Here is a 24,268-nt window from a genome sequence, read left to right on the forward strand (position 1 = left end):
GGACGATCCTAAACCCACCGCAACAAACGAGAAAGGGGCGCGTCCCCTGCGGAACGCGCCCCCTTCCCTACCCTATGCGCCGAAGCCTCAGGCCGCGGTGCTCTCGCCCGGCTGCGGCAGGGCCGGAGCCTCGCCGTCGCCGCCCTCGCCCTCCGCCAGGGCGCGGTCGCGCTCGGCGGCGATCTGCTTCAGACGGTTGACGACGGAGCCCGTGCCCGCCGGGATCAGGCGGCCGACGATGACGTTCTCCTTCAGGCCTTCCAGGTTGTCGGTCTTGCCCGACACCGCCGCCTCGGTGAGGACGCGGGTGGTCTCCTGGAACGACGCGGCGGAGATGAAGGACCGGGTCTGCAGCGACGCCTTGGTGATGCCCTGCAGGACCGGGTGGCCGGCGGCCGGCTTCAGCCCCTCGGCGACGGTCTTCTCGTTCTCCTCGTCGAACTCCTGACGATCGACCTGCTCGCCCACCAGGAAGGTGGTCTCGCCGGCGTCGGTGATCTCGACCTTCTGCAGCATCTGGCGGACGATCACCTCGATGTGCTTGTCGTTGATCTTCACGCCCTGCAGTCGATAGACGTCCTGGATTTCGTTGATCAGGTAGTTGGCCAGAGCCTCCACACCCATCACCGACAGGATGTCGTGCGGCACCGGGTTGCCGTCCATCAGCAGGTCGCCGCGCTGGACATAGTCACCCTCCTGCACGGAGATGTGCTTGCCCTTCGGGATCAGATACTCGCGCTCATCCCCCGTCTCGTCGTTGCGGACGACGATGCGGCGCTTGGTCTTGTAGTCCTTGCCGAACTCCACGCGGCCGTCGAGGTCCGAGATGATCGCGAAGTCCTTCGGACGGCGCGCCTCGAACAGCTCGGCCACGCGCGGCAGACCGCCCGTGATGTCGCGGGTCTTGGACGACTCGCGCGGGATACGCGCCAGCACGTCACCGGCCTTCACATGGGCGCCGTTCTCGACCGAGAGGATGGCGTCGACCGACATGAAGTAGCGGGCCTCCAGACCGTTGGCCAGCGTGATGACCTCGCCCCGCTCGTCGCGCAGCGTGATGCGCGGCTTCAGATCCGCACCGCGCGGCTGCTGACGCCAGTCCACCACGACCTTCGACGAGATGCCGGTCGCCTCGTCCATCACCTCGCGCATGGAGATGCCCTCCACGAGGTCGACGTAGTGGGCGGTACCCTCGCGCTCGGTGATGATCGGCAGGGTGTAGGGGTCCCACTCGGCCAGCTTCTGGCCGCGCTCGACCTTCACGCCCTCGTCGGCGAGCAGCTTCGCACCGTACGGAACGCGGTGACGCGCCCGCTCGCGGCCCTGCTCGTCGAGCAGGATCACCTCGGTGTTGCGGCCCATGACCACCGGGATGCTCGACGAGTTGATGACGACGTTGCGGTTGTTGATCCGCACCGTGGCATCGAACGCCGCCTCCACCTGGCTCTGCTCCGCACCGCGCTGCGCCGCGCCGCCGATGTGGAACGTGCGCATGGTGAGCTGCGTGCCCGGCTCGCCGATCGACTGGGCGGCGATGACGCCGACCGCCTCGCCGACGTTCACCAGCGTGCCGCGGGCCAGATCGCGGCCGTAGCACTTGGCGCAGACGCCGTCCTTGGTCTCGCAGGTCAGGACCGAGCGGATCATGACGCTGTCGATGCCCGAACGCTCGATGCGGTCCACCGTGGCCTCGTCGATCAGGCCGGCGTTCGGCACGATCAGCTCGCCGTTCAGCGGGTCGATCAGGTCGCCGACCACCGTGCGGCCGAGGATGCGGTCGCCCAGCGGGGAGATGACCTCGCCGCCGTCGATCACCGCCTTGACGGTGATGCCCTTGTCGGTGCCGCAATCCGTCTCGACGATAATGGCGTCCTGGGCCACGTCGACGAGACGACGGGTCAGGTAACCGGAGTTCGCCGTCTTCAAGGCGGTGTCGGCCAGACCCTTGCGGGCGCCGTGGGTGGAGTTGAAGTACTCCAGCACGGTCAGGCCTTCCTTGAAGTTCGAGATGATCGGCGTCTCGATGATCTCGCCCGACGGCTTGGCCATCAGGCCGCGCATGCCCGCCAGCTGGCGGATCTGGGCGGCCGAGCCGCGCGCGCCGGAGTGGGCCATCATGTACACCGAGTTCACCGGCTTGCCCGGAGCGGTGTCGGAGATGACCTTCATCATCTCCGTCGCCACCTTCTCGGTGCATTCCGACCACACGTCGACGACCTTGTTGTACTTCTCGCCCTGGGTGATCAGACCGTCGAGATACTGCTGCTCGAACTCCTTCACCCGCTCCTTGCTGTCGTTGACCAGCTTCTTCTTCGCCTCGGGGATGACCATGTCATCCTTGCCGAAGGAGATGCCGGCGCGGCAGGCGTGGCCGAAGCCGAGCTTCATCAGGCGGTCGGCGAAGATCACCGTCTCCTTCTGACCGCAATGGCGGTAGACGGCATCGATGACGTTGCCGACGTCCTTCTTGGTCAGCAGGCGGTTGATCAGCGCGAAGGGCACCGCCGGGTTGCGCGGCAGGATCTCGGACAGCAGCATGCGGCCCGGGGTCGTCTCCACGATGGAGATCTTCTCGTCGCCGTTCTCGTCCACGCCCTTGTAGCGCGCCTTCACCTTGGCGTGCAGCGTCACGACCTTGGCGTCGAGCGCCTGCTCGATCTCGCCGACGTTGGCGAAGGTCATGCCCTCGCCCACTTCGCCCGGCCGGTCCATCGTGATGTAGTAGAGACCCAGCACGATGTCCTGCGACGGGACGATGATCGGCTTGCCGTTGGCGGGCGACAGGATGTTGTTGGTCGACATCATCAGGACGCGCGCTTCCAGCTGGGCCTCGAGGCTCAGCGGGACGTGCACGGCCATCTGGTCGCCGTCGAAGTCCGCGTTGAAGGCGGTGCAGACCAGCGGGTGCAGCTGGATCGCCTTGCCCTCGATCAGCGTCGGCTCGAAGGCCTGGATGCCCAGGCGGTGCAGCGTCGGCGCGCGGTTCAGCATCACCGGATGCTCGCGGATGACCTCCTCGAGGATGTCCCACACCTCGGGACGCTCCTTCTCGACCATCCGCTTGGCGGCCTTGATGGTCGAGGCGAGGCCGTACAGCTCCAGCTTCGCGTAGATGAAGGGCTTGAACAGCTCCAGCGCCATCTTCTTCGGCAGGCCGCACTGGTGCAGCTTCAGCTCCGGACCGACCACGATGACCGAACGGCCCGAGTAGTCGACGCGCTTGCCGAGCAGGTTCTGACGGAAGCGGCCCTGCTTGCCCTTCAGCATGTCGGACAGCGACTTCAGCGGGCGCTTGTTGGCGCCGGTGATGACGCGGCCGCGGCGGCCGTTGTCGAACAGCGCGTCGACGGCCTCCTGCAGCATGCGCTTCTCGTTGCGGACGATGATGTCCGGCGCCTTCAGCTCGATCAGCCGCTTCAGACGGTTGTTGCGGTTGATGACGCGGCGGTACAGGTCGTTCAGGTCGGACGTGGCGAAGCGGCCGCCGTCCAGCGGGACGAGCGGGCGCAACTCCGGCGGGATCACCGGAATGACTTCCAGGATCATCCATTCCGGACGCGACTGCGACGACAGGAAGGCGTCGATCAGCTTCAGGCGCTTCACGAGCTTCTTGCGCTTGGCCTCGGACGAGGTGTCCCGCAGCTCCTCGCGGCAGGTCTTCTTCTCCTCCTCCATGTCCAGCGCCGACAGCATGATGCGCAGCGCCTCGGCGCCGATGGAGGCGGTGAAGGCGTCCTCGCCGTACTCGTCCTGGGCGGAGACGAACTCCTCCTCGCTGAGGAGCTGGTGCAGCTTCAGCGGCGTCAGGCCGGGCTCGATGACGACGTAGTTCTCGAAATAGAGGATGCGCTCCAGATCCTTCAGCGTCATGTCGAGCAGCAGACCGATGCGGCTCGGCAAGGACTTCAGGAACCAGATGTGCGCGACCGGCGAGGCCAGCTCGATGTGGCCCATGCGCTCGCGCCGGACCTTCGACAGCGTGACCTCGACGCCGCACTTCTCGCAGATGATGCCGCGGTACTTCATGCGCTTGTACTTGCCGCACAAGCACTCGTAGTCCTTGATCGGGCCGAAGATGCGGGCGCAGAACAGGCCGTCGCGCTCAGGCTTGAAAGTGCGATAGTTGATGGTTTCCGGCTTTTTGATCTCGCCGAACGACCAGGACCGGATGCGCTCGGGGCTCGCGATCTGGATGCGGATCTGATCGAAGCTCTGAGGACCCTGGACCTGGCCGAAAATGTTCATCAACTCGTTCATGACCGTCTCCCGCTGGCAGCGCCGCGTTGTCGGTTAAGGGCAGTTCCCGCCGGAAGGGGCCAACATGGCCCCTCCTCCGGCGGGTTCAAGTCTCTTTGGCTCAGTACGTCCGCTGGTTCAGCTCGACGTTCAGGCCCAGGGAGCGCAGCTCCTTGACCAGAACGTTGAAGGACTCAGGGATGCCCGCCTCGAAGTTGTCGTCTCCGCGGACGATCGCCTCGTAGACCTTGGTGCGGCCGGACACGTCGTCCGACTTGACCGTGAGCATTTCCTGCAGCGTGTAGGCGGCGCCGTAGGCTTCGAGCGCCCACACCTCCATCTCACCGAACCGCTGTCCGCCGAACTGGGCCTTACCGCCGAGCGGCTGCTGGGTGACCAGCGAGTACGGACCGATCGAGCGCGCGTGGATCTTGTCGTCCACGAGGTGGTGCAGCTTCAGCATGTAGATGTAGCCGACGGTCACCTTGCGGTCGAAGGCCTCGCCGGTGCGGCCGTCGATCAGGGTGACCTGACCGGAGCGGTCCAGACCCGCCTTCTCGAGCTGCTGGCAGATGTCCTCCTCGCGGGCGCCGTCGAAGACCGGCGTGGCGAAGGGAACGCCCTTGCGCAGGTTGCCGCCCAGCTCCAGCAGCTCGCCTTCGGTCATGTCGGCGATCTGGTCGTCGTAGACCTTCTCGCCGTAGGCCTCCTTCAGCGTGATGCGCAGCCCGTCCATGGTCTGGGCGGCGTCGCCGCGGCCCTTCATGGCGAGGCGGTACTGGTCGATGGCGCGGCCGATCTGCTTGCCGAGGCCGGCCGAAGCCCAGCCCAGGTGGGTCTCCAGGATCTGACCGATGTTCATGCGCGACGGCACGCCCAGCGGGTTCAGCACCAGATCGACCGGCTGGCCGTCCTCAAGGTACGGCATGTCCTCCTGCGGCAGGATGCGCGAGACCACGCCCTTGTTGCCGTGGCGGCCGGCCATCTTGTCGCCCGGCTGCAGCTTGCGCTTCACCGCGACGAAGACCTTGACCATCTTCATCACGCCCGGCGGCAGCTCGTCGCCGCGCTGCAGCTTCTCGACCTTGTTCTCGAAGCGGTTCTGCAGCGCCTGGATCGAGTCGTCGAAGACCTTGCCCAGGCTCTCCACCGTCTCCATCACCTGCTCGTCGGCGATGGAGATCTGGCGCCACTGGCCCTTGGTCAGGTTCGCCAGCTCGGCGTCGGTCAGGACCGTGCCGGCCTTCATGCCCTTCGGGCCGGACTGCGCGGTCTGGCCGAGGATGACCTCCTTCAGGCGGGTGTAGAAGCTGCGCTCCAGGATCGCGCGCTCGTCGTCGCGGTCCTTGGCCAGCTTCTCAATCTCGGCGCGCTCGATCGCCAGGGCGCGCTCGTCCTTGTCGACGCCGCGGCGGCTGAACACGCGGACCTCGACGATCGTCCCGGCCACGCCCGGCGGCAGGCGCAGCGAGGTGTCGCGGACGTCGGACGCCTTCTCGCCGAAGATGGCGCGCAGCAGCTTCTCTTCCGGCGTCATCGGGCTTTCGCCCTTCGGCGTCACCTTGCCGACCAGGATGTCGCCCGGACGGACCTCGGCGCCGATGTAGACGATGCCGGCCTCGTCGAGGTTCTTGAGGGCTTCCTCACCGACGTTCGGAATGTCGCGGGTGATTTCCTCCTGGCCCAGCTTGGTGTCGCGGGCCATGACCTCGAACTCCTCGATGTGGATCGAGGTGAAGACGTCGTCCTTGACGATGCGCTCGTTGATGAGGATCGAGTCCTCGAAGTTGTAGCCGTTCCACGGCATGAAGGCGACGAGCACGTTGCGGCCCAGCGCCAGCTCGCCCAGCTCCGTCGAGGGGCCGTCGGCGATGATGTCGCCGGCCGCCACGCGGTCGCCCACCTTCACCAGCGGACGCTGGGTGATGCAGGTGTTCTGGTTGGAACGCTGGAACTTCAGCAGGTTGTAGATGTCCACGCCCGGCGCCGTGGCGTCGGACGAGTCGGTGGCCCGGACCACGATGCGGGTCGCGTCGATCTGGTCGACGATGCCCTTGCGCTTGGCGACGATGGTCACGCCGCTGTCGCGGGCCACCGTGGCCTCCATGCCCGTGCCGACCAGCGGCGCGTCGGCCTTGACCAGCGGCACCGCCTGACGCTGCATGTTCGAGCCCATCAGCGCACGGTTGGCGTCGTCGTTCTCGAGGAACGGGATCAGCGCCGCGGCGACGGAGACGAGCTGCTTCGGCGACACGTCGATCAGGTCGATGGCCTCCGGACGGAACATCAGGTACTCGCCGCCCTGCCGGCACGACACGAGGTCGGCGGCGAAGCGGTTGTCCGCGTCCAGCTCGGCGTTCGCCTGGGCGACGACGTAGCGGCCCTCCTCCATGGCGGAGAGGTAGACCACCTCGTCGGTGACCCGGCCGTCGATGACCTTGCGGTACGGGCTTTCGATGAAGCCGTACTGGTTCACGCGGGCGTAGGTCGCCAGCGAGTTGATCAGGCCGATGTTCGGACCTTCGGGCGTCTCAATCGGGCAGATGCGGCCGTAGTGCGTCGGGTGCACGTCGCGCACCTCGAAGCCGGCGCGCTCGCGGGTCAGACCGCCCGGGCCGAGGGCCGAGAGACGACGCTTGTGCGTGATCTCGGACAGCGGGTTGGTCTGGTCCATGAACTGCGAGAGCTGCGAGGAGCCGAAGAACTCGCGCACCGCCGCCGCCGCCGGCTTGGCGTTGATCAGGTCGTGCGGCATGACCGTGTCGATCTCGACCGAGCTCATGCGCTCGCGGATCGCGCGCTCCATGCGCAGCAGGCCGACGCGGTACTGGTTCTCCATCAGTTCGCCGACCGAGCGGACGCGGCGGTTGCCGAGATGGTCGATGTCGTCGATCTCGCCGCGGCCGTCCTTCAGGTTCACCAGGACCTTGAGGATCGACATGATGTCCTGCTTGCGCAGGACGCGGACGCTGTCGTCGGTCTGGAAGTTCAGGCGCGCGTTCATCTTGACGCGGCCCACCGCCGAGAGGTCATAGCGCTCGCTGTCGAAGAACAGGCCGGCGAACAGCGCCTCGGCCGACTCCAGGGTCGGCGGCTCGCCCGGACGCATGACGCGGTAGATGTCGATCAGCGCGTCCTCGCGGGACGCGTTGCGGTCGGCCGCCATCGTGTTGCGGATGTAGGCGCCGACGTTGAGATGGTCGATCGCCAGCACCGGCAGCTCGTCGACGCCGGCCTTCTCCAGCTTGTCGAGATCGCTGGCCGACAATTCGTCACCGGCTTCGAACAGGACTTCGCCGGTCCGCTCGTTGATGATGTCGACGGCGAGGTAGCGGCCGGTCAGCTCCTCGGTGGAGACGAGCTGCTCGGTGAGGCCGCCCTCGACCAGCTTCTTGATCAGGCGCGGCGTCATCTTGGTGCCGGCCTCGGCGACGACCTGGCCGGAGGTCGCGTCCACGAGGTCGGAGGCGACCTTCACGCCCTTCATGCGGTCGGCGTTGAAGGGGGTCTTCCAGCCGCCCGACGCGCGGGTGTAGGTGATCGTCTCGTAGAAGAAATTGAGGATCTCTTCCTTCGACATGCCCTGCGCCTCGTAGGGCAGCAGGTCCTTCTTCTGGGCCTTCCGCTCGGCGCGCAGCGCCTCGGTCTCCGCGCCGTCCAGGGCGAAGAGCAGCGTGGTGGCCGGCAGCTTGCGGCGGCGGTCGATGCGCACGTAGACGAGGTCCTTGGCGTCGAACTCGAAGTCGAGCCAGGAGCCGCGGTACGGGATCACGCGGGCGGCGAAGAGATACTTGCCCGACGAATGGGTCTTGCCCTTGTCATGGTCGAAGAAGACGCCCGGGCTGCGGTGCATCTGCGAGACGATGACGCGCTCGGTGCCGTTGATGATGAAGGTGCCGTTGGCCGTCATCAGGGGCATGTCGCCCATGTAGACGTCCTGCTCCTTGATGTCGCGGATCGAGCGCAGGCCCGTGTCCTCTTCCACGTCGAAGACGGAGAGGCGCAGGGTCACCTTCAGCGGGGCGGCGAAGGTCATGCCGCGCTGCTGGCACTCCTCGACGTCATACTTCGGCTGCTCAAGCTCGTACTTCACGAAGTCGAGGACGGCGCGGTCGGAGAAGTCCTTGATCGGGAACACCGACCGGAACACCTCCTGCAGACCCAGGTTGGCCCGCTTCTCCGGCGGGACGTCCATTTGCAGGAAGTGGTCGTAGGAGCTGCGCTGCACCTCGATGAGGTTGGGCATCTGGGTGACTTCCGGGATGCGCCCGAAGCTCTTCCGAACACGCTTTCGACCCGTAAAGGATTTGGCCATGGATGTCCCCAAACGTCAGAATCGTGAGTACGCTCGACCAGAAGCACGCGAACCAGGGTGCTCGCCGCGACGCGGCGATGATCGCGCGGCCCGCCCCTTATGCAGGGACGGAAAGAGCCGGACCGAGAAACTCGGTCCGGTGGAAGGCAGAAAACGCCGTGCGGCGGCGGGCCCCCTCGGGGACCAGCCGCCGTCCGGCGTGGATATGTCTTATCCGTCGCAGCAAGACGGTCTTACTTAATATCGACCTTCGCGCCGGCCTCTTCAAGCTGCTTCTTGATCTTGGCGGCCTCGTCCTTCGACACGCCTTCCTTGACCGGCTTCGGAGCGCCTTCGACCAGGTCCTTGGCTTCCTTCAGGCCCAGGCCGGTGATGGCGCGGACTTCCTTGATCACGTTGATCTTCTTGTCGCCGGCGTCGGCGAGGATCACGTTGAACTCGGTCTGCTCCTCGACCGGGGCAGCGGCGGCGGCCGGGCCGGCGGCGGCGGCAACGGCCACCGGAGCGGCGGCGGAAACGCCCCACTTCTCTTCCAGCAGCTTCGACAGCTCGGCGGCCTCGATGACGGTCAGGGCCGAGAGATCGTCGACCAGCTTCTGCAGATCAGCCATTTTAATGCTCCAACAACTCGATGTTCTGGGATGGGTAGAGAGTTAGACGGATGCGGCTCAGGCCGCCTCGTCCTTCTTCGCGTAGGCCGCCAGCACGCGGGCGACCTGGCCGCCCGGAGCCTGGAGAACGCCGGCGATGCGGGTCGCCGGGGTCTGGATCATGCCCACGAGCTTGGCGCGCAGTTCGTCCAGCGACGGGAGCGTGGCGAGAGCCTTGACTCCCTCCGCGTCGAGGACCTGGTTGCCGAGAGCGGCGCCGACGATCTTCAGCTTCTCGTTGGACTTGGCGTAGTCGGCCACCACCTTGGCGGCGGCCACCGGGTCCTTCGAGAAGGCGATCGCGGTCGGTCCCTTGAAGAGACCGTCCAGACCTTCGAACTGCGTGCCCTGAAGGGCGCGGCGGGCGAGCCGGTTCTTCGTCACCTTGAAGCCCGCGCCCGCGGCCCGCATCTTGCCACGCAGGTCGGTGACTTCCGCCACCGTCAGGCCCAGATGGTGGGTGACCACCACCAGGCCCGTGTCCTGGAGCTTCGACTGCAGGTCCGCGATCGTCGCTTCTTTTTGTGTACGATCCACGGATCGCCTCCTTGCACAGAGGTTTACGAGGGGCCCCTTCCCTTTCGGTCGAAGGCCCCGGCGAACCTGTCCCAGAAGTTCGAGCCGTTCCTGAACCGCGGGCGAGCCCGCGTGGTTAACGGTTCAACTCCTGTCTGCTCTGGCGGGTTTAAGCCCTTGCCTCCGGAGAGGCGCGGGCACCAGCGGTCTTGGACAGGGAGGGCGCCCCCGCAGGGACACCCGATCGCCGCCGGTTCCCGAGGGAGCCGGCGGCGAAACTCAGGTCACTCAGGCCGTGGCGGCCAGAGTGGACAGATCCAGCTTCAGGCCCGGCCCCATGGTCGAGGACAGCGAGACCTTCAGCAGATACTGGCCCTTGGCACCGGTCGGCTTGGCGCGGGTGATCGCATCCACGAAGGCGCGGATGTTCTGCACCAGCGCCTCTTCCGAGAAGCTGGCCTTGCCGACGCCGGCGTGCACGATGCCGGTCTTCTCGGCGCGGAACTCCACGGCGCCCGCCTTGGCGGCCTTGACGGCGCCGGCCACGTCGGGGGTCACGGTGCCGAGCTTCGGGTTCGGCATCAGGCCGCGCGGGCCGAGGACCTTACCGAGCTTGCCGACGACGCCCATCATGTCCGGGGACGCGATGCAGCGGTCGAAGTCGATGTTGCCGGCCAGGATCTTCTCGGCCAGATCGTCGGCGCCGACGATGTCCGCGCCGGCGGCCAGGGCGTCGTCCGCCTTGGGGCCCTTGGCGAACACGGCGACGCGCACGGTCTTGCCGGTGCCGTTCGGCAGGTTCACGACGCCGCGGACCATCTGGTCGGCGTGACGCGGATCGATGCCCAGGTTCATCGCGATTTCGATGGTCTCATCGAACTTCGCCTTGGGCAGGCCCTTCAGCAGGGAGACGGCGCCTTCCAGCGAGTAGAGCGCCTCGCGGTCGACCTTCTTGTAGGAATCGGTCAGACGCTTGCCGAGCTTCGCCATGGGATCAGCCCTCCACCACTTCGAGGCCCATCGAGCGGGCGGAACCAGCGATCATGCTGGCGGCCGCCTCGACGTCGTGGGCGTTCAGGTCCTTCATCTTCTTCTCGGCGATGTCACGAATCTGGGTCTTCGTGATCTTGCCGGCGAAAGCGCCCTTGCCGGTGGTCTGCGAGCCCTTGTCGATGCCGGCGGCCTTCTTCAGGAAGTAGCTGACCGGCGGGGTCTTCGTGACGAAGGTGAAGGTGCGGTCGCCGTAGGCGGTGATGACCACCGGGATCGGCATACCGACTTCCAGATCCTGCGTCTTGGCGTTGAACGCCTTGCAGAACTCCATGATGTTCAGGCCGCGCTGACCGAGCGCCGGGCCGATGGGCGGCGACGGATTCGCCTTGCCGGCCGGAACCTGCAGCTTGATGAAGCCGACGATTTTCTTTGCCATGTCACAACCTCCAGATACGACGCCTCGATACGCTGTCCGGCGTCGCGGGGCTTTGCGGTGCGGCTATGGCGGGCCTTCCGCAGCAGAAAGGAGCACGTGACTGTTCATCACGCGCCCCGGGAAAACTGTTGATCTCAGACCTTCTCGACCTGGGTGTATTCCAGCTCGACCGGCGTGGAGCGGCCGAAGATGGACACCGCCACCTTGAGGCGGGCCTTCTCCTCGTCGACTTCCTCGACGATGCCGTTGAAGGAGGTGAAGGGGCCGTCGCTCACACGAACCTGCTCGCCCACCTCGAAGGTGATCGAGGGCTTGGGGCGCTCAAAGCCTTCCTGCACCTGATGGATGATCCGCTCGGCTTCACGCTGGCTGATCGGCTGCGGCTTGCCGCCGCCACCCAGGAACCCGGTGACCTTCGGCGTGTTCTTCACCAGATGCCAGGACTCGTCCGTCAAATCCATCTTGATGAGGACGTAGCCGGGGAAGAACTTCCGCTCAGTGTTGATTTTGGAACCCCGGCGCACCTCGACCACTTCCTCGGTCGGCACCAGGATTTCTTCGAATTTGTCTTCCAGGCCCTTCTGGGCCGCCTTCTCGCGGATGGCCTGGGAGACCTTCTTCTCGAAGCCCGAATAGACGTGAACGACGTACCAGCGCGCGGCCATGGCGATCAGGCTCCCAGCCCAAGGATCATACGGACGGCGAAGGCCAGCACCTGATCCACGACGAGGAAGAACAGCGAAGCCAGCACCACCATGACGAACACCATGGCGGTCGTCACGCCGGTTTCCTTGCGGGTCGGCCAGGTGACCTTGGCCACCTCGCGGCGGACGTCGCGCGCGAATTCTGCGGGGTTCACTTTAGCCATCGTAGACCGTGCGGGCTCCGGTGCGACGTGTAGGGCGCGGTCAGCGGCCCGTTCTGGTTCGGTACGGCGTGGCAGGAGTGGAGGGGCTCGAACCCCCAGCCCCCGGTTTTGGAGACCGGTGCTCTACCAATTGAGCTACACTCCTATCGCCGCAGGCTCTACCCCCGGCGGGGAGCCGAGCTTATAGCGTATAGCCGCGTGGCTTGCCAGCCTTTTTATCGGCCGGCACGCCGAAAACGACAGGGACCGACCCCGTCGCCGAACCGCAAGGGAACGGCGGCGGGATCGGCTCCTTCACCTTACTTGATGATCGAGGCGACGACGCCGGCGCCGACGGTGCGGCCGCCCTCGCGGATGGCGAAGCGCAGGCCCTCGTCCATGGCGATCGGAGCGATCAGCTCGACTTCCATGGAGATGTTGTCGCCCGGCATCACCATCTCGGTGCCTTCCGGCAGCTTCACCATGCCCGTCACGTCGGTCGTGCGGAAGTAGAACTGCGGACGGTAGTTGGTGAAGAACGGCGTGTGACGGCCACCCTCTTCCTTCGTCAGGATGTAGGCCTCGGCCTTGAAGGTGGTGTGCGGCGTGATGCTGCCCGGCTTGGCCAGGACCTGGCCGCGCTCGACGTCCTCACGCTTGGTGCCGCGCAGCAGCGCGCCGATGTTGTCGCCGGCCTCGCCCGAGTCGAGCAGCTTGCGGAACATCTCGACGCCGGTCACCGTGGTCTTGACCGTGGTCTTCAGACCGACGATCTCGACTTCCTCGCCGACCTTGACGATGCCGCGCTCGACGCGCCCGGTCACCACCGTGCCGCGGCCCGAGATCGAGAACACGTCCTCGATCGGCATCAGGAACGGACGGTCCTTCGGACGCTCCGGCTGCGGGATGTACTGGTCGACCTCGGCCATCAGCTTGAGGATCGCGTCACGGCCGATCTCCGGCGAACGGTCCTCCAGCGCGCACAGCGCCGAGCCCTTGACGATCGGAATGTCGTCGCCCGGGAACTGGTAGGAGGACAGCAGCTCGCGCACCTCCATCTCGACCAGCTCGAGCAGCTCCGGATCGTCGACCATGTCGACCTTGTTCATGAACACCACCAGCGCCGGCACGCCGACCTGGCGGGCCAGCAGGATGTGCTCGCGGGTCTGCGGCATCGGGCCGTCGGCGGCCGACACGACCAGGATCGCGCCGTCCATCTGCGCGGCGCCCGTGATCATGTTCTTCACGTAGTCGGCGTGGCCCGGGCAATCGACGTGGGCGTAGTGGCGGTTGGTCGTCTCGTACTCGACGTGCGCCGTCGAGATCGTGATGCCGCGCGCCTTCTCTTCCGGCGCCTTGTCGATCTGGTCGTAGGCGGTGAAGGTCGCGCCGCCGCTCTCGGCCAGCACCTTCGTGATCGCCGCCGTCAGCGACGTCTTGCCGTGGTCGACGTGGCCGATCGTGCCAATGTTGCAGTGCGGCTTGTTCCGCTCAAACTTTGCCTTCGCCATCGCTTTGGTCTTTCGTTCCCGACGTTCCGGACGCACACAATGGCCCGGCCGAGACCGACATTTCCCTTAGCGCGGGGGGATTGGAGCGGGTGAGGGGAATCGAACCCCCGTCGTAAGCTTGGAAGGCTTCTGCTCTACCATTGAGCTACACCCGCCTGCCATGCCCCGCCCGGCGCTATCGACCGGGAACTGCGATCACGGACAAGCCGTGGAATGTAGTGGTGGAAGGGGCTGGATTCGAACCAGCGTACGCGTACGCGGGCAGATTTACAGTCTGCTGCCTTTAACCACTCGGCCACCCTTCCTCAGGCCCGCTGCGGGACATGCCCGCCGCGGAGTTCGGCACTATGAGAATTTTTCAGGCCTTGTCAACACGTCTGAAGCAGTCCAAACCAGAAAACTGTGAATAACCGCGGCGGGCTTAGCCCTGCCCCCTCCAGCCGGACACCATGACCCGTTCGAAGAAGCCATCCGCGCCCCACGGCCAGCCCCCTGCCCCGGCCAAGAGCCACCCCCCTTCCCACCGCGAGTCGCGCGGCGACCGCTCCTCTCCCGGACGCGGCGCGCAGGGCGTCCTGCTCTACGGCCTGCACCCGGTGTCGGCGGCGTGGCTGAACCCCGAGCGGCGCATCCATCGCCTGATCGCGACCGAGACGGGCCGCGTCGCTCTGGAGCCGGTGCTGGCCCAGGCCAAGGCCCGCGGGCTGCAGCGGCCCGGCCTGATGCCGGCCGACCGCAACGACCTGGACCGCATGCTGCCGCCGGGCGCCGTGCACCAGGGCGTGGCGGTGGACGTCGCCCCCTTGGAGGAAATCGGGATCGAGGACCTCTGCGCGGAGGCCGATTCGGACCCGTCGGCGCTGATCGTCGTCCTCGACCAGGTGACCGATCCGCACAACGTCGGCGCGGTGCTGCGCTCCGCCTCGGCCTTCGGCGCCAAGGCGGTGGTGGTGACGGAACGCAACGCGCCGGAGACCACCGGCGTGCTGGCCAAGAGCGCCTCGGGCGCGCTGGAGTCGGTGCCGCTGGTGCGCGTCACCAACCTCGCCCGCGCCCTGGCCGACCTCCAGCAGGCCGGATTCTGGACCGTCGGCCTCGCCGAGTCGGGAAAGAGCACGCTCGCCCAGTGCAACCTCACCGGCCGCACCGCTCTGGTGCTCGGGGCGGAGGGCGCCGGCCTGCGCCGCCTGACCATGGAGCGCTGCGACATCATCGCCCGCCTGCCGACGAAGGGGCCGGTCGGCAGCCTGAACGTGTCCAACGCCGCCGCCGTCGCCCTCTACGAGGTCGCCCGGCTGCGCTGAGGCGTCGCCGGACGCGCCGCACAGGTGAGGCTTGCCGCGGACCGCGCGGGACGCTAGTGTAAGCGCCCGCCGCGGTCTGGCCGGGCGGCATGCCGGTTTAGCTCAGTTGGTAGAGCAGCGGTTTTGTAAACCGAAGGTCGCGGGTTCGAACCCTGCAACCGGCACCACCTCTCCCCACCCGCCAGACCGACGCCCGGCCCTGCCCATGACGCACGCCCCGAACGGCGGCTCCCTGATCCCGCCCGGTTCCGGCGTCATCGACGCGGAGCACGGCGCCATCCTCGACCTTCTGTCGGCGATGACCGCAGGCGGCCCGGTCGGGCCGGCGGAGTTGTCCGCGCTCCGGCACGAGGTGGCGGAGCATTTCGCCACGGAAACGGCGGAGATGGCCGTCCTGGCCGCGGACCGGCGGGAACGGCACGAACACGCCCATCGCAACTACCTCGCCGGCATCGACGCTCTTTTGGACGCCGCGAAACGTGGCGATCCCGTGACCGGCGACGATGCGAATCGGCTGATGCTGTGGTTCATCGTCCATTCCAACACTGCCGACACCGAACTGGTGGAGGCCTCCCGGCGGTCTGACGACGAGCCGCCCATGATCTCCATGGATGAGTGGCTCGACGGCCTGGATGAGGCCGACCGGGACGCCCTGCGCTCCTGACGACTCCACGCCGCCCGGGGAACCGCGGCCGCGGGCACCGGTTGGAAAAGGGAACGTCCTCTTCCTGCAACCGATCCGGGCTCCTTCATGGCACAATCCGACACCCCCAACGCCGGGGCGCAGCGCCTGCGCGACGCCATCGACAAGGGACTGACCGGGGACAAGATCCCCGCCGCCGACCCCGCCGCGGCCCCTCTGGGCACCGACGACGAGGCCGCGGGCACCCGCCCGCCTCCCGCCGCCAGCGCTCATGACCACGCCCCTCCCGAGGCGCGTGCGCCCTCCGGCCACTCCAAGGGCGCCGACGCCTTCCGCAAGGGCGACCTCCCCTTCGGCGAGGGCACCCGCGACGACGGGTGACGGCCACGGCAAGTAGGCTGAGGAACAAAAAAATGTCCCTCTTCCCGGCGGGAAGAGGGACATCGTCATGGCGTTGAATGGTGGCGGGGCGCCTGCCCCAGTTTTCCGAAACAAATGGGCCGTCTGATGGACCGTCTGGCGAGTGTTCGGAACCGGCCGCCGATCAGAAATAACGCTCCGGCACGCGCAGCACGTCGTCGGGCATCACCGGCGTGGTGATCGGGGCGCGGCGCAGTTCCTTCTTGGGATCGGCACCGCGCGTGATCAGGACGTAGTCCTCCTTGGCGCGGTAGGTGTAGCCGCCGGCCATCGCCACCGCCGACAGGGCGGTCATGCCGTTGACATACTGGTACTGGCCGGGGTTGCGGACCTCGCCCAGGATGAAGAAGGGCCGGTGGTTCAACACCTCGACGCTGACCTTGGCGTCGCGGACGTAGCCCTGCGACAGGCGCTTGGAAATGTCGGCCTCCAGCTCGCGCGGGGTGTGGCCGCGGGCCGTCACCTCGCCGATCAGCGGCATGGCGACCTTGCCCGAACCGTCGACGCGGAATTCACCGGAGAGCTGCTCCTCACCAAAGACGATGACGCGCAGCGCGTCGCCGGCCCCCAGGCGGTAGTCCGTCATCTGGGCGACGCCCGGCGGTTCGAGAGGGGCATCCTGGCCACCGGCGCAGCCGACCATCGCGGCGGCGACCACGGTCATTCCGAGCGCGCGGAACACGTTACGTCGATTCATCCCTTACCCTTCCATGGCTCGTGAGGACATCGGGTCCGGCCGCCCGCGGATGGAGCGGCCGAACCCTGAGCGGTCACGGAGGGAGACTAGCAACTCGCACGCGCTTGGGAAAAAGTGGAGAGGAAGTAACGCCAACGGAGGAAAAGGATTCGCGTCACCGTATAGGCGGAAATGCAAAAGGGGCGCCCATCGGAAGATGAGCGCCCCTCTGTGCCTGCTCCAGACGAACTGATTACATCTGGGCGCCGACGCGCAGATAGACCAGATTGTCGGAGTAATCGAAGCCACTGAGGTTCGAGTTACGCTTTTCGTAAGTATAACCGCCATTGAGGAAGACATAGCGGCTGAGCTGGTAGCTGGCGCCGGCCCCCAGCGTGTAGACGTCGTCGGTGCGGTCCACGCCGTTGAAGTCGTCCTGGCGCCACTGGACGCGGGCGTTCAGCAGCAGGGTGCGCAGAAGCTCGTGATCCACGCCGACGGCGGCGACGGTGCGGTTGTAGCTCGACGCGATCTGGCTGCCGCGGGCGTAGGTCGATTCGCGGACCTGGCGGCTGAGCGAGCCGGTGACGGAGGTGAGCTGGGTCACCGACCAATTCAGGCGCCCGCCCACGGCCAGACCGCCGAAATCCTTCAGCGTCGGATCGTCGTAGGTCCGGCTCAGATAGCCGGCATAGATCTCGCCGTTGATGAGGCCGGTCAGATCGGTGGAGAGACCGCCGACGACCTCGTAGCCGTCCGAGTCGCGGTTGACGCCGCCGAAATCCCGGCTCAGCCGGTAGCGGGTCCAGTTGTAGGAGCCCTGGACGAAGGCCTCGTAGCCCTGGATGAACTCGTAGCCGACGCGGGCCGCGCCCGTGTAGTTCCAGCGGTCGCGGTCCTCCTGCGACTCGGTCCGGCCGTTGGTCAGCTCGGCGTCCTGGTAGGAGGTGTACTGGGCGCCGCCGGTCAGGCGGACGCGCAGGCGGTTGAAGCGCTGGTTGAAGGACGCCTCGCCGCCATGGGTGAAGTAGTTCACCGGCTCCGCGAAGCGCGGCACCACGGTGCCGGTGCCCAGAGACACGTCGAAGTTCGGGTCGGACCGCCCCTCATGGTCGCGGCGGCTGAACAGCAGGCCGCTGACCGAGGAGTCGCGGGTGATGTCGTAGCGCCCGTCCACCTGCGCCCGGTAATCGGCGTAATTCTCCGACGAGTAGTCGAAGAAGCGGCCGATGTTGCCGGAGGCCGAGAAGTTCAGGGCGTGGTTGTTGAAATCCGAACGCACGTCGACGCGCGGCTGGGTGACCCAGATGAAGTCGTCGCGGGTGTCGTTCTCGGTCGCGAAGACGTTGCTTTCGTAGGTCAGGCCGGTCTCGATGCGCGGCAGGATACGGAACGATCCGGCGCGGATGCCGAGCTGTTCGACCTCCGGACGGCGGCGCTCCAGCACGGATTCACCGCGCTGCAGTTCCTGGGCGCTCACCGGCGTGGCCGCGGGCAGCGCCGTCAGCACGGTGGACGCGAGCGCGAGGGCGAGGAAGGGCAGGGAGCTGGGCTTCATGGGTCACCGCGCTAGGCTGAAATCAGTGGCTCGTATCGGGCGGCCGAATGGCCTCGGAATGTGCATTCGCCGCTCCGGCAGAAGCGGACAGTCGCTGCAAAGACAACTCATAGCGTGATGTCCGTGCAACAGTGAAGCCGTTCGGCCGTGGTTTTTGCCCGCGCCTGTGTTGTCGGCGCAACAAGACTTGCGTCAGACGGGCGCTCTATTGCCATACGCCCGCAACATTAGAGCAAAGGTCATACGACCGCACATCGACGCGTCCGCTTCCGCGGGAACCAGCCAGCGGCGACGGCCGTTCACCCAAGGCGGTCCAGAACCGCGTCAACGGGATTCATCAGGAAGCGCCGAGCATGACCAGACCCCTGACCACGCCCCCGCCGCCCAAGTCGCCCCGCCATCCCGGCGACGATGTCGTGATGCCGCCCTACACACCCGGGAGCGTTCCGCCACCGGACGGCGACCTTCCGAAATCCGACCGCGAAAAGACTCCGCCACCGAACACCTACCCGCCAAAGCAAAGGCCATAATCGAAATGCGGACAAGCGTCTGGTATGACCAAAACACACCCGCATATGCAGATTGCGACCCAGTCCCCCGGCAAGATTTCTGAAACGCGCGCCTCATCTTCGTTCGCGAGTGCTTTGCGTTTCAAATAGTGACAAGGCCTCGACTGTGGCCGTATGCCGCAGCGGCGAGCGTTGCCTATTGCGACATCCACCCCTAGGCTTCAAAGCGAAGCCTGCTGCATTTGGCGCAAGACCGGGAACATTCCCCGGTATGGCCGCCGACCCTGTCGCACGGTGTTTCGCCGACACCCGCCGCAACCGGAAACGGTCCGGCTCCGCAACGCTCGTGTGCGCCCCATGGATCAGATCGCCCATCCTCCGACCGACGATTACCTGCTGACCGGGCAGGTCCACTATCGCCTTCGCCGGGCCCACCAGCGCGCGTCCTCCATCTTCATGGACATGATCGGGGACTCCCAGCTCACCCCCACCCAATGGGGCGCGCTGGTCACGCTGCGGGCCGAAGGGTCGCTGTCGCAGAACCAGCTCGGCCGGCTGACCTTCATGGACCCGGCGACCACCCAGGGGGTGATCCTGCGCCTTGTGGAGCGCAATCTGGTGGAGCGCCAGCCGGACCCGCAGGACCGGCGCCGCACCAGCGTCAGCCTGACCCGCGCCGGGCAGTCGCTGGTCAACACCCTGCTGGAGAACGCCACCCGGGCGCACCACCGCACGCTGGATCCGCTGACCCCGGAGGAGCAGGCGACGTTCCTCCTGCTGCTCTCCCGCCTGATGTGAGGCCGGCGCGTCCGGCACCGGCCGGCGGAAAACCCGGTTGGTGCGGCGCAACGGAACGGTGACTTTTGCGGTGGGTTTGCTATGAACGCAGACATTGCGTTCACGCTGCCGTTCCATGGGTTCGGGCAGCCGCCAACCGCGCCGGGATACCGCCGACCATGAACCGCCGCCATCTCCTGCTCGCGCCGGGCGCTGCCGCCCTCGCCGCCGCCCTTTGCATCGCCGTGCCGTCGGAATCCCACGCCCAAGCGGGAAACCAGCCGATCCGCGTCGGCGAGATCAACAGCTACACGGGCCTGCCGGCCTTCACGATCCCCTACCGCCAGGGCTGGCAGCTCGCGGTGGAGGAGGTGAACGCGGCGGGCGGCCTGCTCGGCGGGCGCAAGCTGGAGGTCGTCTCCCGCGACGACGCCGGCAAGCCGGACGACGCCGTGCGCGTCGCGCAGGAGCTGCTGTCGAACGAGAAGGTGGAGCTGTTGGCCGGCACCTACTTCTCGCACGTCGGTCTGGCCGTGGCGGACTTCGCCGCGCGCAACAAGGTGCCCTTCGTGGCGGCGGAGCCGCTGACCGACGCCATCACTTGGACCAAGGGCAACCGCTACACCTTCCGCCTGCGTCCCAGCACCTACATGCAGGCGGCCATGCTGGTGGAGGAGGCGGCGAAGCTGCCGGCCAAGCGCTGGGCCACCGTCGCCCCCAACTACGAGTACGGCCAGTCGGCGGTGCAGTGGTTCCGCCAGCTCCTGTCGGAGAAGCGTCCGGACGTCGAGTTCGTCGCCGAGCAGTGGCCGGCCCAGGGCAAGCTGGAAGCCGGGCCGACCGTGCAGGCGCTGGCCGCGGCGAAGCCCGACGCCATCTTCAACGTCACCTTCGGCGCCGACCTCGCCAAGTTCGTGCGCGAGGGCGAGGGCCGCGGCCTGTTCCGCAACCGCACCGTCGTCAGCCTGCTGACCGGCGAGCCGGAATATCTCGATCCGATGAAGGACGAGGCGCCGGAGGGCTGGATCGTCACCGGCTACCCACAGGAGCAGATCGACACGCCGGAGCACAAGGCCTTCCGCGAGGCCTACGTGAAGCGCTTCAACGAGCCGCCGCGCCAGGGCTCGGTCGTCGGCTACGCCACCTTCAAGGCCATCGCCGCCGCCGTCGAGAAGGCCGGCTCCACCGATGCGGAGAAGGTCGTGGACGCGCTGTCCGGCCTGGCCCTGCCCAGCCCCTTCGGCCCGATCACCTTCCGCGCGCTCGACCATCAGGCGACCATGGGCGCCTATGTCGGCAAGACCACGGTGAAGGGCGGCCAGGGCGCGATGACCGGCTGGCGCTACGCCGACGGCGCGGACTATCTGCCGTCCGACGAGGCCGTCCGCAAGATGCGTCCGGAGTAAAGGGGCGGCGTTCTTGCCCCCACCCTTCCCACGGCTTCGCCGCGGGCCCCTTCCTTCCCCCGCTCCGCAGGAGAGGGAGACTGATCCTCTCCACCGCGCAGCGGGGGAGGGTTAGGGAGGGGGCAAAAAGGCCACTCCCCCGCCGACCCTGCCGAAAAGAGCCGATGTCCTTCTACCTCGTGCAATTCCTCAGCGGCCTCGCCACGGCGGCGACGCTGTTCCTGGTGTCGTCCGGGCTGACCATCGTGTTCGGCGTGACGCGGATCGTGAATTTCGCCCACGGCTCCTTCTACATGCTGGGCGCCTATCTCGGCTGGACGCTGGTGGAGCGCTGGGGCGGCACGCCGCTGGGCTTCTGGGGCGGCGTCGCCGCGGCCTCGCTGGCGGTCGGGCTGCTCGGCGCGCTGATGGAGATCGGGCTGCTGCGCCGCCTCTACCGCTCGCCGGAGCTGTTCCAGCTTCTCGCCACCTTCGGCGTGGTGCTGGTGGTGCAGGACGCCGCCTCCTGGATCTGGGGATCGGAAGACCTGCTCGGCCGGCGGGCGCCGGGCTTGCGCGGTTCCGTGGACATCCTCGACCAGCCCTTCCCGCTTTATGACCTCGTGCTGATCGGGCTGGGGCCGCTGGTGCTCGGCCTGCTCTGGCTGCTGTTCAACCGCACGCGCTGGGGCACGCTGGTCCGCGCGGCGACGCAGGACCGCGACATGGCCTCGGCGCTCGGCGTCGATCCGGCGCGTCTGTTCACCGGGGTGCTGTTCCTGGGCTCGGCGCTGGCCGGGCTGGGCGGCGCCCTCCAGGTCCCGCGCGAGGCGGTGAACCTGCACATGGACATGGCCATCGTCGTCGAGGCCTTCGTCGTCGTCGTGGTCGGCGGCATGGGCAGCCTGACCGGCGCCTTCGTCGCTTCGCTGCTGATCGGGCAATTGCAGGCCTTCGGCATCCTGGTCTTCCCGCAGATCACGCTCGTCCTGGTCTTCCTGTTCATGGCCGTGGTGCTGGTCATCCGCCCCTACGGGCTGCTCGGCCGGGCGGAGGACGCGCCGCCCACCGCCACCAGCCCCGGCCCGCCGCTGATCGCCACAACCGGCATGGCGCGCTGGGCGCCCGCCCTGCTGCTCGCCCTGCTGGCCGCGGTGCCGCTGGTCGCCGGCGACTACGCGCTGATCGTGCTGACCGAGGTGGTGATCCTGGCACTGCTGGCGGCCAGCCTGCATCTGCTGATCGGGCTGGGCGGACTCGTCTCCTTCGGGCACGCCGCCTATTTCGGGCTGGGCGCCTACGGCGCGGCCCTGCTGGTCAAGCATCTCGCCGCGCCGATGCCGCTGGCTCTGGCCGCCGCACCGCTGGTTGCCGGGCTGGGGGCGCTGGCCGCGGGCTGGTTCTGCGTGCGGCGGTCGGGCCTCTACTTCGCCATGCTCACCCTGGCCTTCGCGCAGATCGTCTGGTCGGTGACCTTCCAGTGGTACGGCGTCACCGGCGGCGACAACGGCATCCTCGGCGTCTGGCCGCCGGACTGGGCGGCGGGCAAGGCGGCCTATTACTGGCTGACCCTGGCGCTGGCCGGCGGCGCGCTGCTGCTGCTGCGCCGCGCCGCCTTCGCGCCCTTCGGCTACACGCTGCGCGCCGGACGCGATTCCGCTCTGCGCGCCGAATCGGTGGGCGTCGACGTGCGCCGCCACCAGTGGCTGAGCTTCGCCCTGGCCGGCTCCGCCGCCGGTCTGGCCGGCGGGCTCTACGCCTTTTCCAAGGGCAGCGTCTTTCCCACGCTGATGGCCGTGCCGGTGTCGGTCGATGCTTTGGTCATGGTGCTGATGGGCGGCATCCAGACGCTGAGCGGCCCGGTGGTGGGTGCTGCCCTGTTCCACCTGCTGGAGACCGAGGCGATGAGCCGGACCGACTGGTGGCGGCTGGTCCTGGGCGCCATCATCCTGGTGCTGGTTCTGGCCTTCCCCAAGGGCGTCGCCGGCTTCGTCCGCGACCTGTGGACCCGCGGGAGGGACTCATGAGCCGCCGCCTCGCCGTGGAGAACCTCCAGCGCGCCTTCGGCGGCGTGCAGGCCGTGCGCGGCGTGTCCTTCGCGCTGGACGCCGGGGAGGTGCTGGCGCTGATCGGGCCGAACGGCGCCGGCAAGACCACCTGCTTCAACCTGCTGAACGGCCAGCTGCGGCCCGACGCGGGGGCGGTGCGGCTCGACGGGGTGGACATCGTCGGCCTGCCGCCGCGCCGCATCTGGAGGCTGGGCGTCGGCCGCACCTTTCAGATCACCGCCACCTTCGCCTCGATGACGGTGCGCGAGAATGTGCAGATGGTCCTGCTGTCCGTCCACAGGCGTCTGTTCGGGCTGTGGACGCCGGCCGCCGCCGGGTTCCGCGACGAGGCGATGGCCCTGCTGGAGCGCGTCGGCATGGGCGCCCAGGCGGAGCGGCCCTGCGGCGTGCTGGCCTATGGCGACCTGAAGCGCGTCGAACTCGCCATGGCGCTGGCCGGAAACCCGAAAATCCTGCTGATGGACGAACCCACCGCCGGCATGGCCCCCGGCGAGCGCCAGGAGCTGATGGCGCTGACCTCCGCCCTCGTCCGCGAGCGCGGGCTCGCCGTTCTGTTCACGGAGCATGACATGGACGTCGTGTTCGGCCACGCCACCCGCATCATCGTCCTCGACCGCGGCCAGCTGATCGCCGAGGGCACCCCCGACGCCGTGCGCGCCGACCCGCGGGTGCAGGCCGTCTATCTGGGAGGTGCGACATGACCGGCCGTCCGCTGCTGAGCGTCCGCGGACTCCAAGCCTGGTACGGACGGGCGCACATCCTGACCGGAGTCGATCTGGCGGTGGAACGGGGCGAGGTCGTCGCCCTGATGGGCCGCAACGGCGCCGGCAAGACCACGACGATGAAGGCGGTCATGGGCCTGCTCGACCGGCGCGCCGGGTCGGTCGCCTTCGACGGGCGGGACGTCTCCGCCCTCCCGCCGCACCGCATCGCGCGGCTCGGCCTCGGCTATGTGCCGGAGGACCGCCGGGTCTTCACCGACCTGACGGTGGAGGAGAACCTGGAGGTCGGCCGCCAGCCGCCCCGCGACGGCGCCCCCCACTGGACGCCGGAGCGGCTCTACGCCCTCTTCCCCAACCTCGCCGAGATGCGGGGCCGCCGCGGCGGGCGGATGAGCGGCGGGGAACAGCAGATGCTGACGCTCGCCCGCACGCTGATGGGCAACCCGTCGCTGCTTCTGCTCGACGAACCGTCGGAGGGGCTGGCCCCGCGCATCGTTCAGCAGATGGCCGACGCCCTGCGCGCGCTGAAGGCGGAGGGGTTGTCGATCCTGGTGTCGGAGCAGAATCTCGCCTTCGCCGCCGCGGTCGCCGACCGGGCGAGCGTCATCGAAAAGGGGCAGATCCGCTTCGAAGGCCCGATGCGGACGCTGCTGGAGGACGAGGCGGTGCGCCGGGCCTATCTGGCGGTGTGAGGGCTGGCG

The 24,268-nt window shown here is 67.6% G+C and carries 19 protein-coding genes and 4 tRNA genes; 9 read left to right on the plus strand and 14 right to left on the minus strand.

The window, feature by feature from the left end; genetic code table 11:
- Positions 1–87: 87 nt before the first annotated feature.
- The 12 genes from rpoC to ABVN73_RS08875 all read right to left on the minus strand — a co-directional run bounded on the left by rpoC (position 88) and on the right by ABVN73_RS08875 (position 13,809).
- Entirely contained in the window at positions 88–4,257 is a 4,170-nt protein-coding gene (rpoC, locus tag ABVN73_RS08820; RefSeq protein WP_353857669.1) for a DNA-directed RNA polymerase subunit beta', read from the minus strand.
- Positions 4,258–4,357: 100 nt separating this feature from the next.
- Positions 4,358–8,551, minus strand: coding sequence for a DNA-directed RNA polymerase subunit beta (rpoB, locus tag ABVN73_RS08825; RefSeq protein WP_353857670.1), 4,194 nt, complete (start codon positions 8,549–8,551; stop codon positions 4,358–4,360).
- Between the two features lie 233 nt (positions 8,552–8,784).
- Complete coding sequence (rplL, locus tag ABVN73_RS08830; protein WP_094306329.1) at positions 8,785–9,162, minus strand: 50S ribosomal protein L7/L12; 378 nt, start codon at positions 9,160–9,162, stop codon at positions 8,785–8,787.
- A gap of 57 nt (positions 9,163–9,219) precedes the next feature.
- Positions 9,220–9,738, minus strand: a complete 519-nt coding sequence (gene rplJ, locus ABVN73_RS08835; protein WP_353857671.1) for a 50S ribosomal protein L10 — start codon at positions 9,736–9,738, stop codon at positions 9,220–9,222.
- A gap of 267 nt (positions 9,739–10,005) precedes the next feature.
- Positions 10,006–10,707 carry a 50S ribosomal protein L1 gene (gene rplA / locus ABVN73_RS08840; protein ID WP_137139011.1) on the minus strand — a complete coding sequence of 234 codons (702 nt, stop codon included), beginning with the start codon at positions 10,705–10,707 and terminating at the stop codon, positions 10,006–10,008.
- 4 nt (positions 10,708–10,711) lie between these two features.
- Positions 10,712–11,146 carry a 50S ribosomal protein L11 gene (gene rplK / locus ABVN73_RS08845; protein WP_014241051.1) on the minus strand — a complete coding sequence of 145 codons (435 nt, stop codon included), beginning with the start codon at positions 11,144–11,146 and terminating at the stop codon, positions 10,712–10,714.
- A gap of 134 nt (positions 11,147–11,280) precedes the next feature.
- A complete protein-coding gene (nusG, locus tag ABVN73_RS08850) occupies positions 11,281–11,811 on the minus strand; it encodes a transcription termination/antitermination protein NusG (RefSeq protein ID WP_038526785.1) in 531 nt (176 codons plus the stop codon).
- Positions 11,812–11,816: 5 nt separating this feature from the next.
- Positions 11,817–12,014 carry a preprotein translocase subunit SecE gene (gene secE / locus ABVN73_RS08855; protein ID WP_035675069.1) on the minus strand — a complete coding sequence of 66 codons (198 nt, stop codon included), beginning with the start codon at positions 12,012–12,014 and terminating at the stop codon, positions 11,817–11,819.
- Positions 12,015–12,083: 69 nt separating this feature from the next.
- A tRNA-Trp gene (locus ABVN73_RS08860) sits at positions 12,084–12,159 on the minus strand.
- 154 nt (positions 12,160–12,313) lie between these two features.
- Positions 12,314–13,504, minus strand: coding sequence for an elongation factor Tu (gene tuf / locus ABVN73_RS08865; RefSeq protein WP_014241041.1), 1,191 nt, complete (start codon positions 13,502–13,504; stop codon positions 12,314–12,316).
- 81 nt (positions 13,505–13,585) lie between these two features.
- Positions 13,586–13,659: transfer RNA gene (locus ABVN73_RS08870), tRNA-Gly, on the minus strand.
- A gap of 64 nt (positions 13,660–13,723) precedes the next feature.
- Positions 13,724–13,809 (minus strand) — tRNA-Tyr (locus ABVN73_RS08875).
- Between the two features lie 144 nt (positions 13,810–13,953).
- On the opposite strand from ABVN73_RS08875, the gene rlmB reads away from it, so the two are divergent.
- The 4 genes from rlmB to ABVN73_RS08895 all read left to right on the plus strand — a co-directional run bounded on the left by rlmB (position 13,954) and on the right by ABVN73_RS08895 (position 15,832).
- Complete coding sequence (gene rlmB, locus ABVN73_RS08880) at positions 13,954–14,808, plus strand: 23S rRNA (guanosine(2251)-2'-O)-methyltransferase RlmB (RefSeq protein WP_353857672.1); 855 nt, start codon at positions 13,954–13,956, stop codon at positions 14,806–14,808.
- Between the two features lie 91 nt (positions 14,809–14,899).
- A tRNA-Thr gene (locus ABVN73_RS08885) sits at positions 14,900–14,975 on the plus strand.
- A gap of 38 nt (positions 14,976–15,013) precedes the next feature.
- Positions 15,014–15,472, plus strand: a complete 459-nt coding sequence (locus ABVN73_RS08890; protein ID WP_353857673.1) for a hemerythrin family protein — start codon at positions 15,014–15,016, stop codon at positions 15,470–15,472.
- Positions 15,473–15,559: 87 nt separating this feature from the next.
- Positions 15,560–15,832 carry a hypothetical protein gene (locus ABVN73_RS08895; protein ID WP_353857674.1) on the plus strand — a complete coding sequence of 91 codons (273 nt, stop codon included), beginning with the start codon at positions 15,560–15,562 and terminating at the stop codon, positions 15,830–15,832.
- A 163-nt stretch (positions 15,833–15,995) separates the two neighbouring features.
- On the opposite strand, the gene ABVN73_RS08900 is transcribed toward ABVN73_RS08895, so the two are convergent.
- Both ABVN73_RS08900 and ABVN73_RS08905 read right to left on the minus strand, forming a co-directional pair.
- Positions 15,996–16,568 (minus strand): polysaccharide biosynthesis/export family protein, encoded by a 573-nt coding sequence (locus tag ABVN73_RS08900; protein WP_114860736.1) that lies wholly within the window; start codon positions 16,566–16,568, stop codon positions 15,996–15,998.
- Positions 16,569–16,800: 232 nt separating this feature from the next.
- The gene (locus ABVN73_RS08905; RefSeq protein ID WP_353857675.1) at positions 16,801–18,105 is read right to left on the minus strand and encodes an outer membrane beta-barrel protein; all 1,305 of its coding nucleotides are present in this window, start codon (positions 18,103–18,105) and stop codon (positions 16,801–16,803) included.
- 866 nt (positions 18,106–18,971) lie between these two features.
- Between ABVN73_RS08905 and ABVN73_RS08910 the strand changes: the two genes are divergently transcribed.
- The 5 genes from ABVN73_RS08910 to ABVN73_RS08930 all read left to right on the plus strand — a co-directional run bounded on the left by ABVN73_RS08910 (position 18,972) and on the right by ABVN73_RS08930 (position 24,259).
- Positions 18,972–19,412, plus strand: a complete 441-nt coding sequence (locus ABVN73_RS08910) for a MarR family transcriptional regulator (RefSeq protein WP_353857676.1) — start codon at positions 18,972–18,974, stop codon at positions 19,410–19,412.
- A gap of 158 nt (positions 19,413–19,570) precedes the next feature.
- On the plus strand, positions 19,571–20,797 hold the full coding sequence (locus ABVN73_RS08915) for an ABC transporter substrate-binding protein (RefSeq protein WP_353857677.1): 1,227 nt from the start codon (positions 19,571–19,573) through the stop codon (positions 20,795–20,797).
- Between the two features lie 164 nt (positions 20,798–20,961).
- Positions 20,962–22,803 (plus strand): ABC transporter permease, encoded by a 1,842-nt coding sequence (locus ABVN73_RS08920; RefSeq protein ID WP_353857678.1) that lies wholly within the window; start codon positions 20,962–20,964, stop codon positions 22,801–22,803.
- A complete protein-coding gene (locus ABVN73_RS08925) occupies positions 22,800–23,546 on the plus strand; it encodes an ABC transporter ATP-binding protein (RefSeq protein WP_353857679.1) in 747 nt (248 codons plus the stop codon). Before ABVN73_RS08920 ends, ABVN73_RS08925 begins: the two co-directional genes overlap by 4 nt.
- Positions 23,543–24,259 carry an ABC transporter ATP-binding protein gene (locus ABVN73_RS08930; RefSeq protein WP_353857680.1) on the plus strand — a complete coding sequence of 239 codons (717 nt, stop codon included), beginning with the start codon at positions 23,543–23,545 and terminating at the stop codon, positions 24,257–24,259. Before ABVN73_RS08925 ends, ABVN73_RS08930 begins: the two co-directional genes overlap by 4 nt.
- The last annotated feature ends 9 nt before the right edge of the window (positions 24,260–24,268 follow it).

The organism is Azospirillum formosense (genome assembly GCF_040500525.1).
GTDB classification, from domain to species: domain Bacteria; phylum Pseudomonadota; class Alphaproteobacteria; order Azospirillales; family Azospirillaceae; genus Azospirillum; species Azospirillum formosense_A.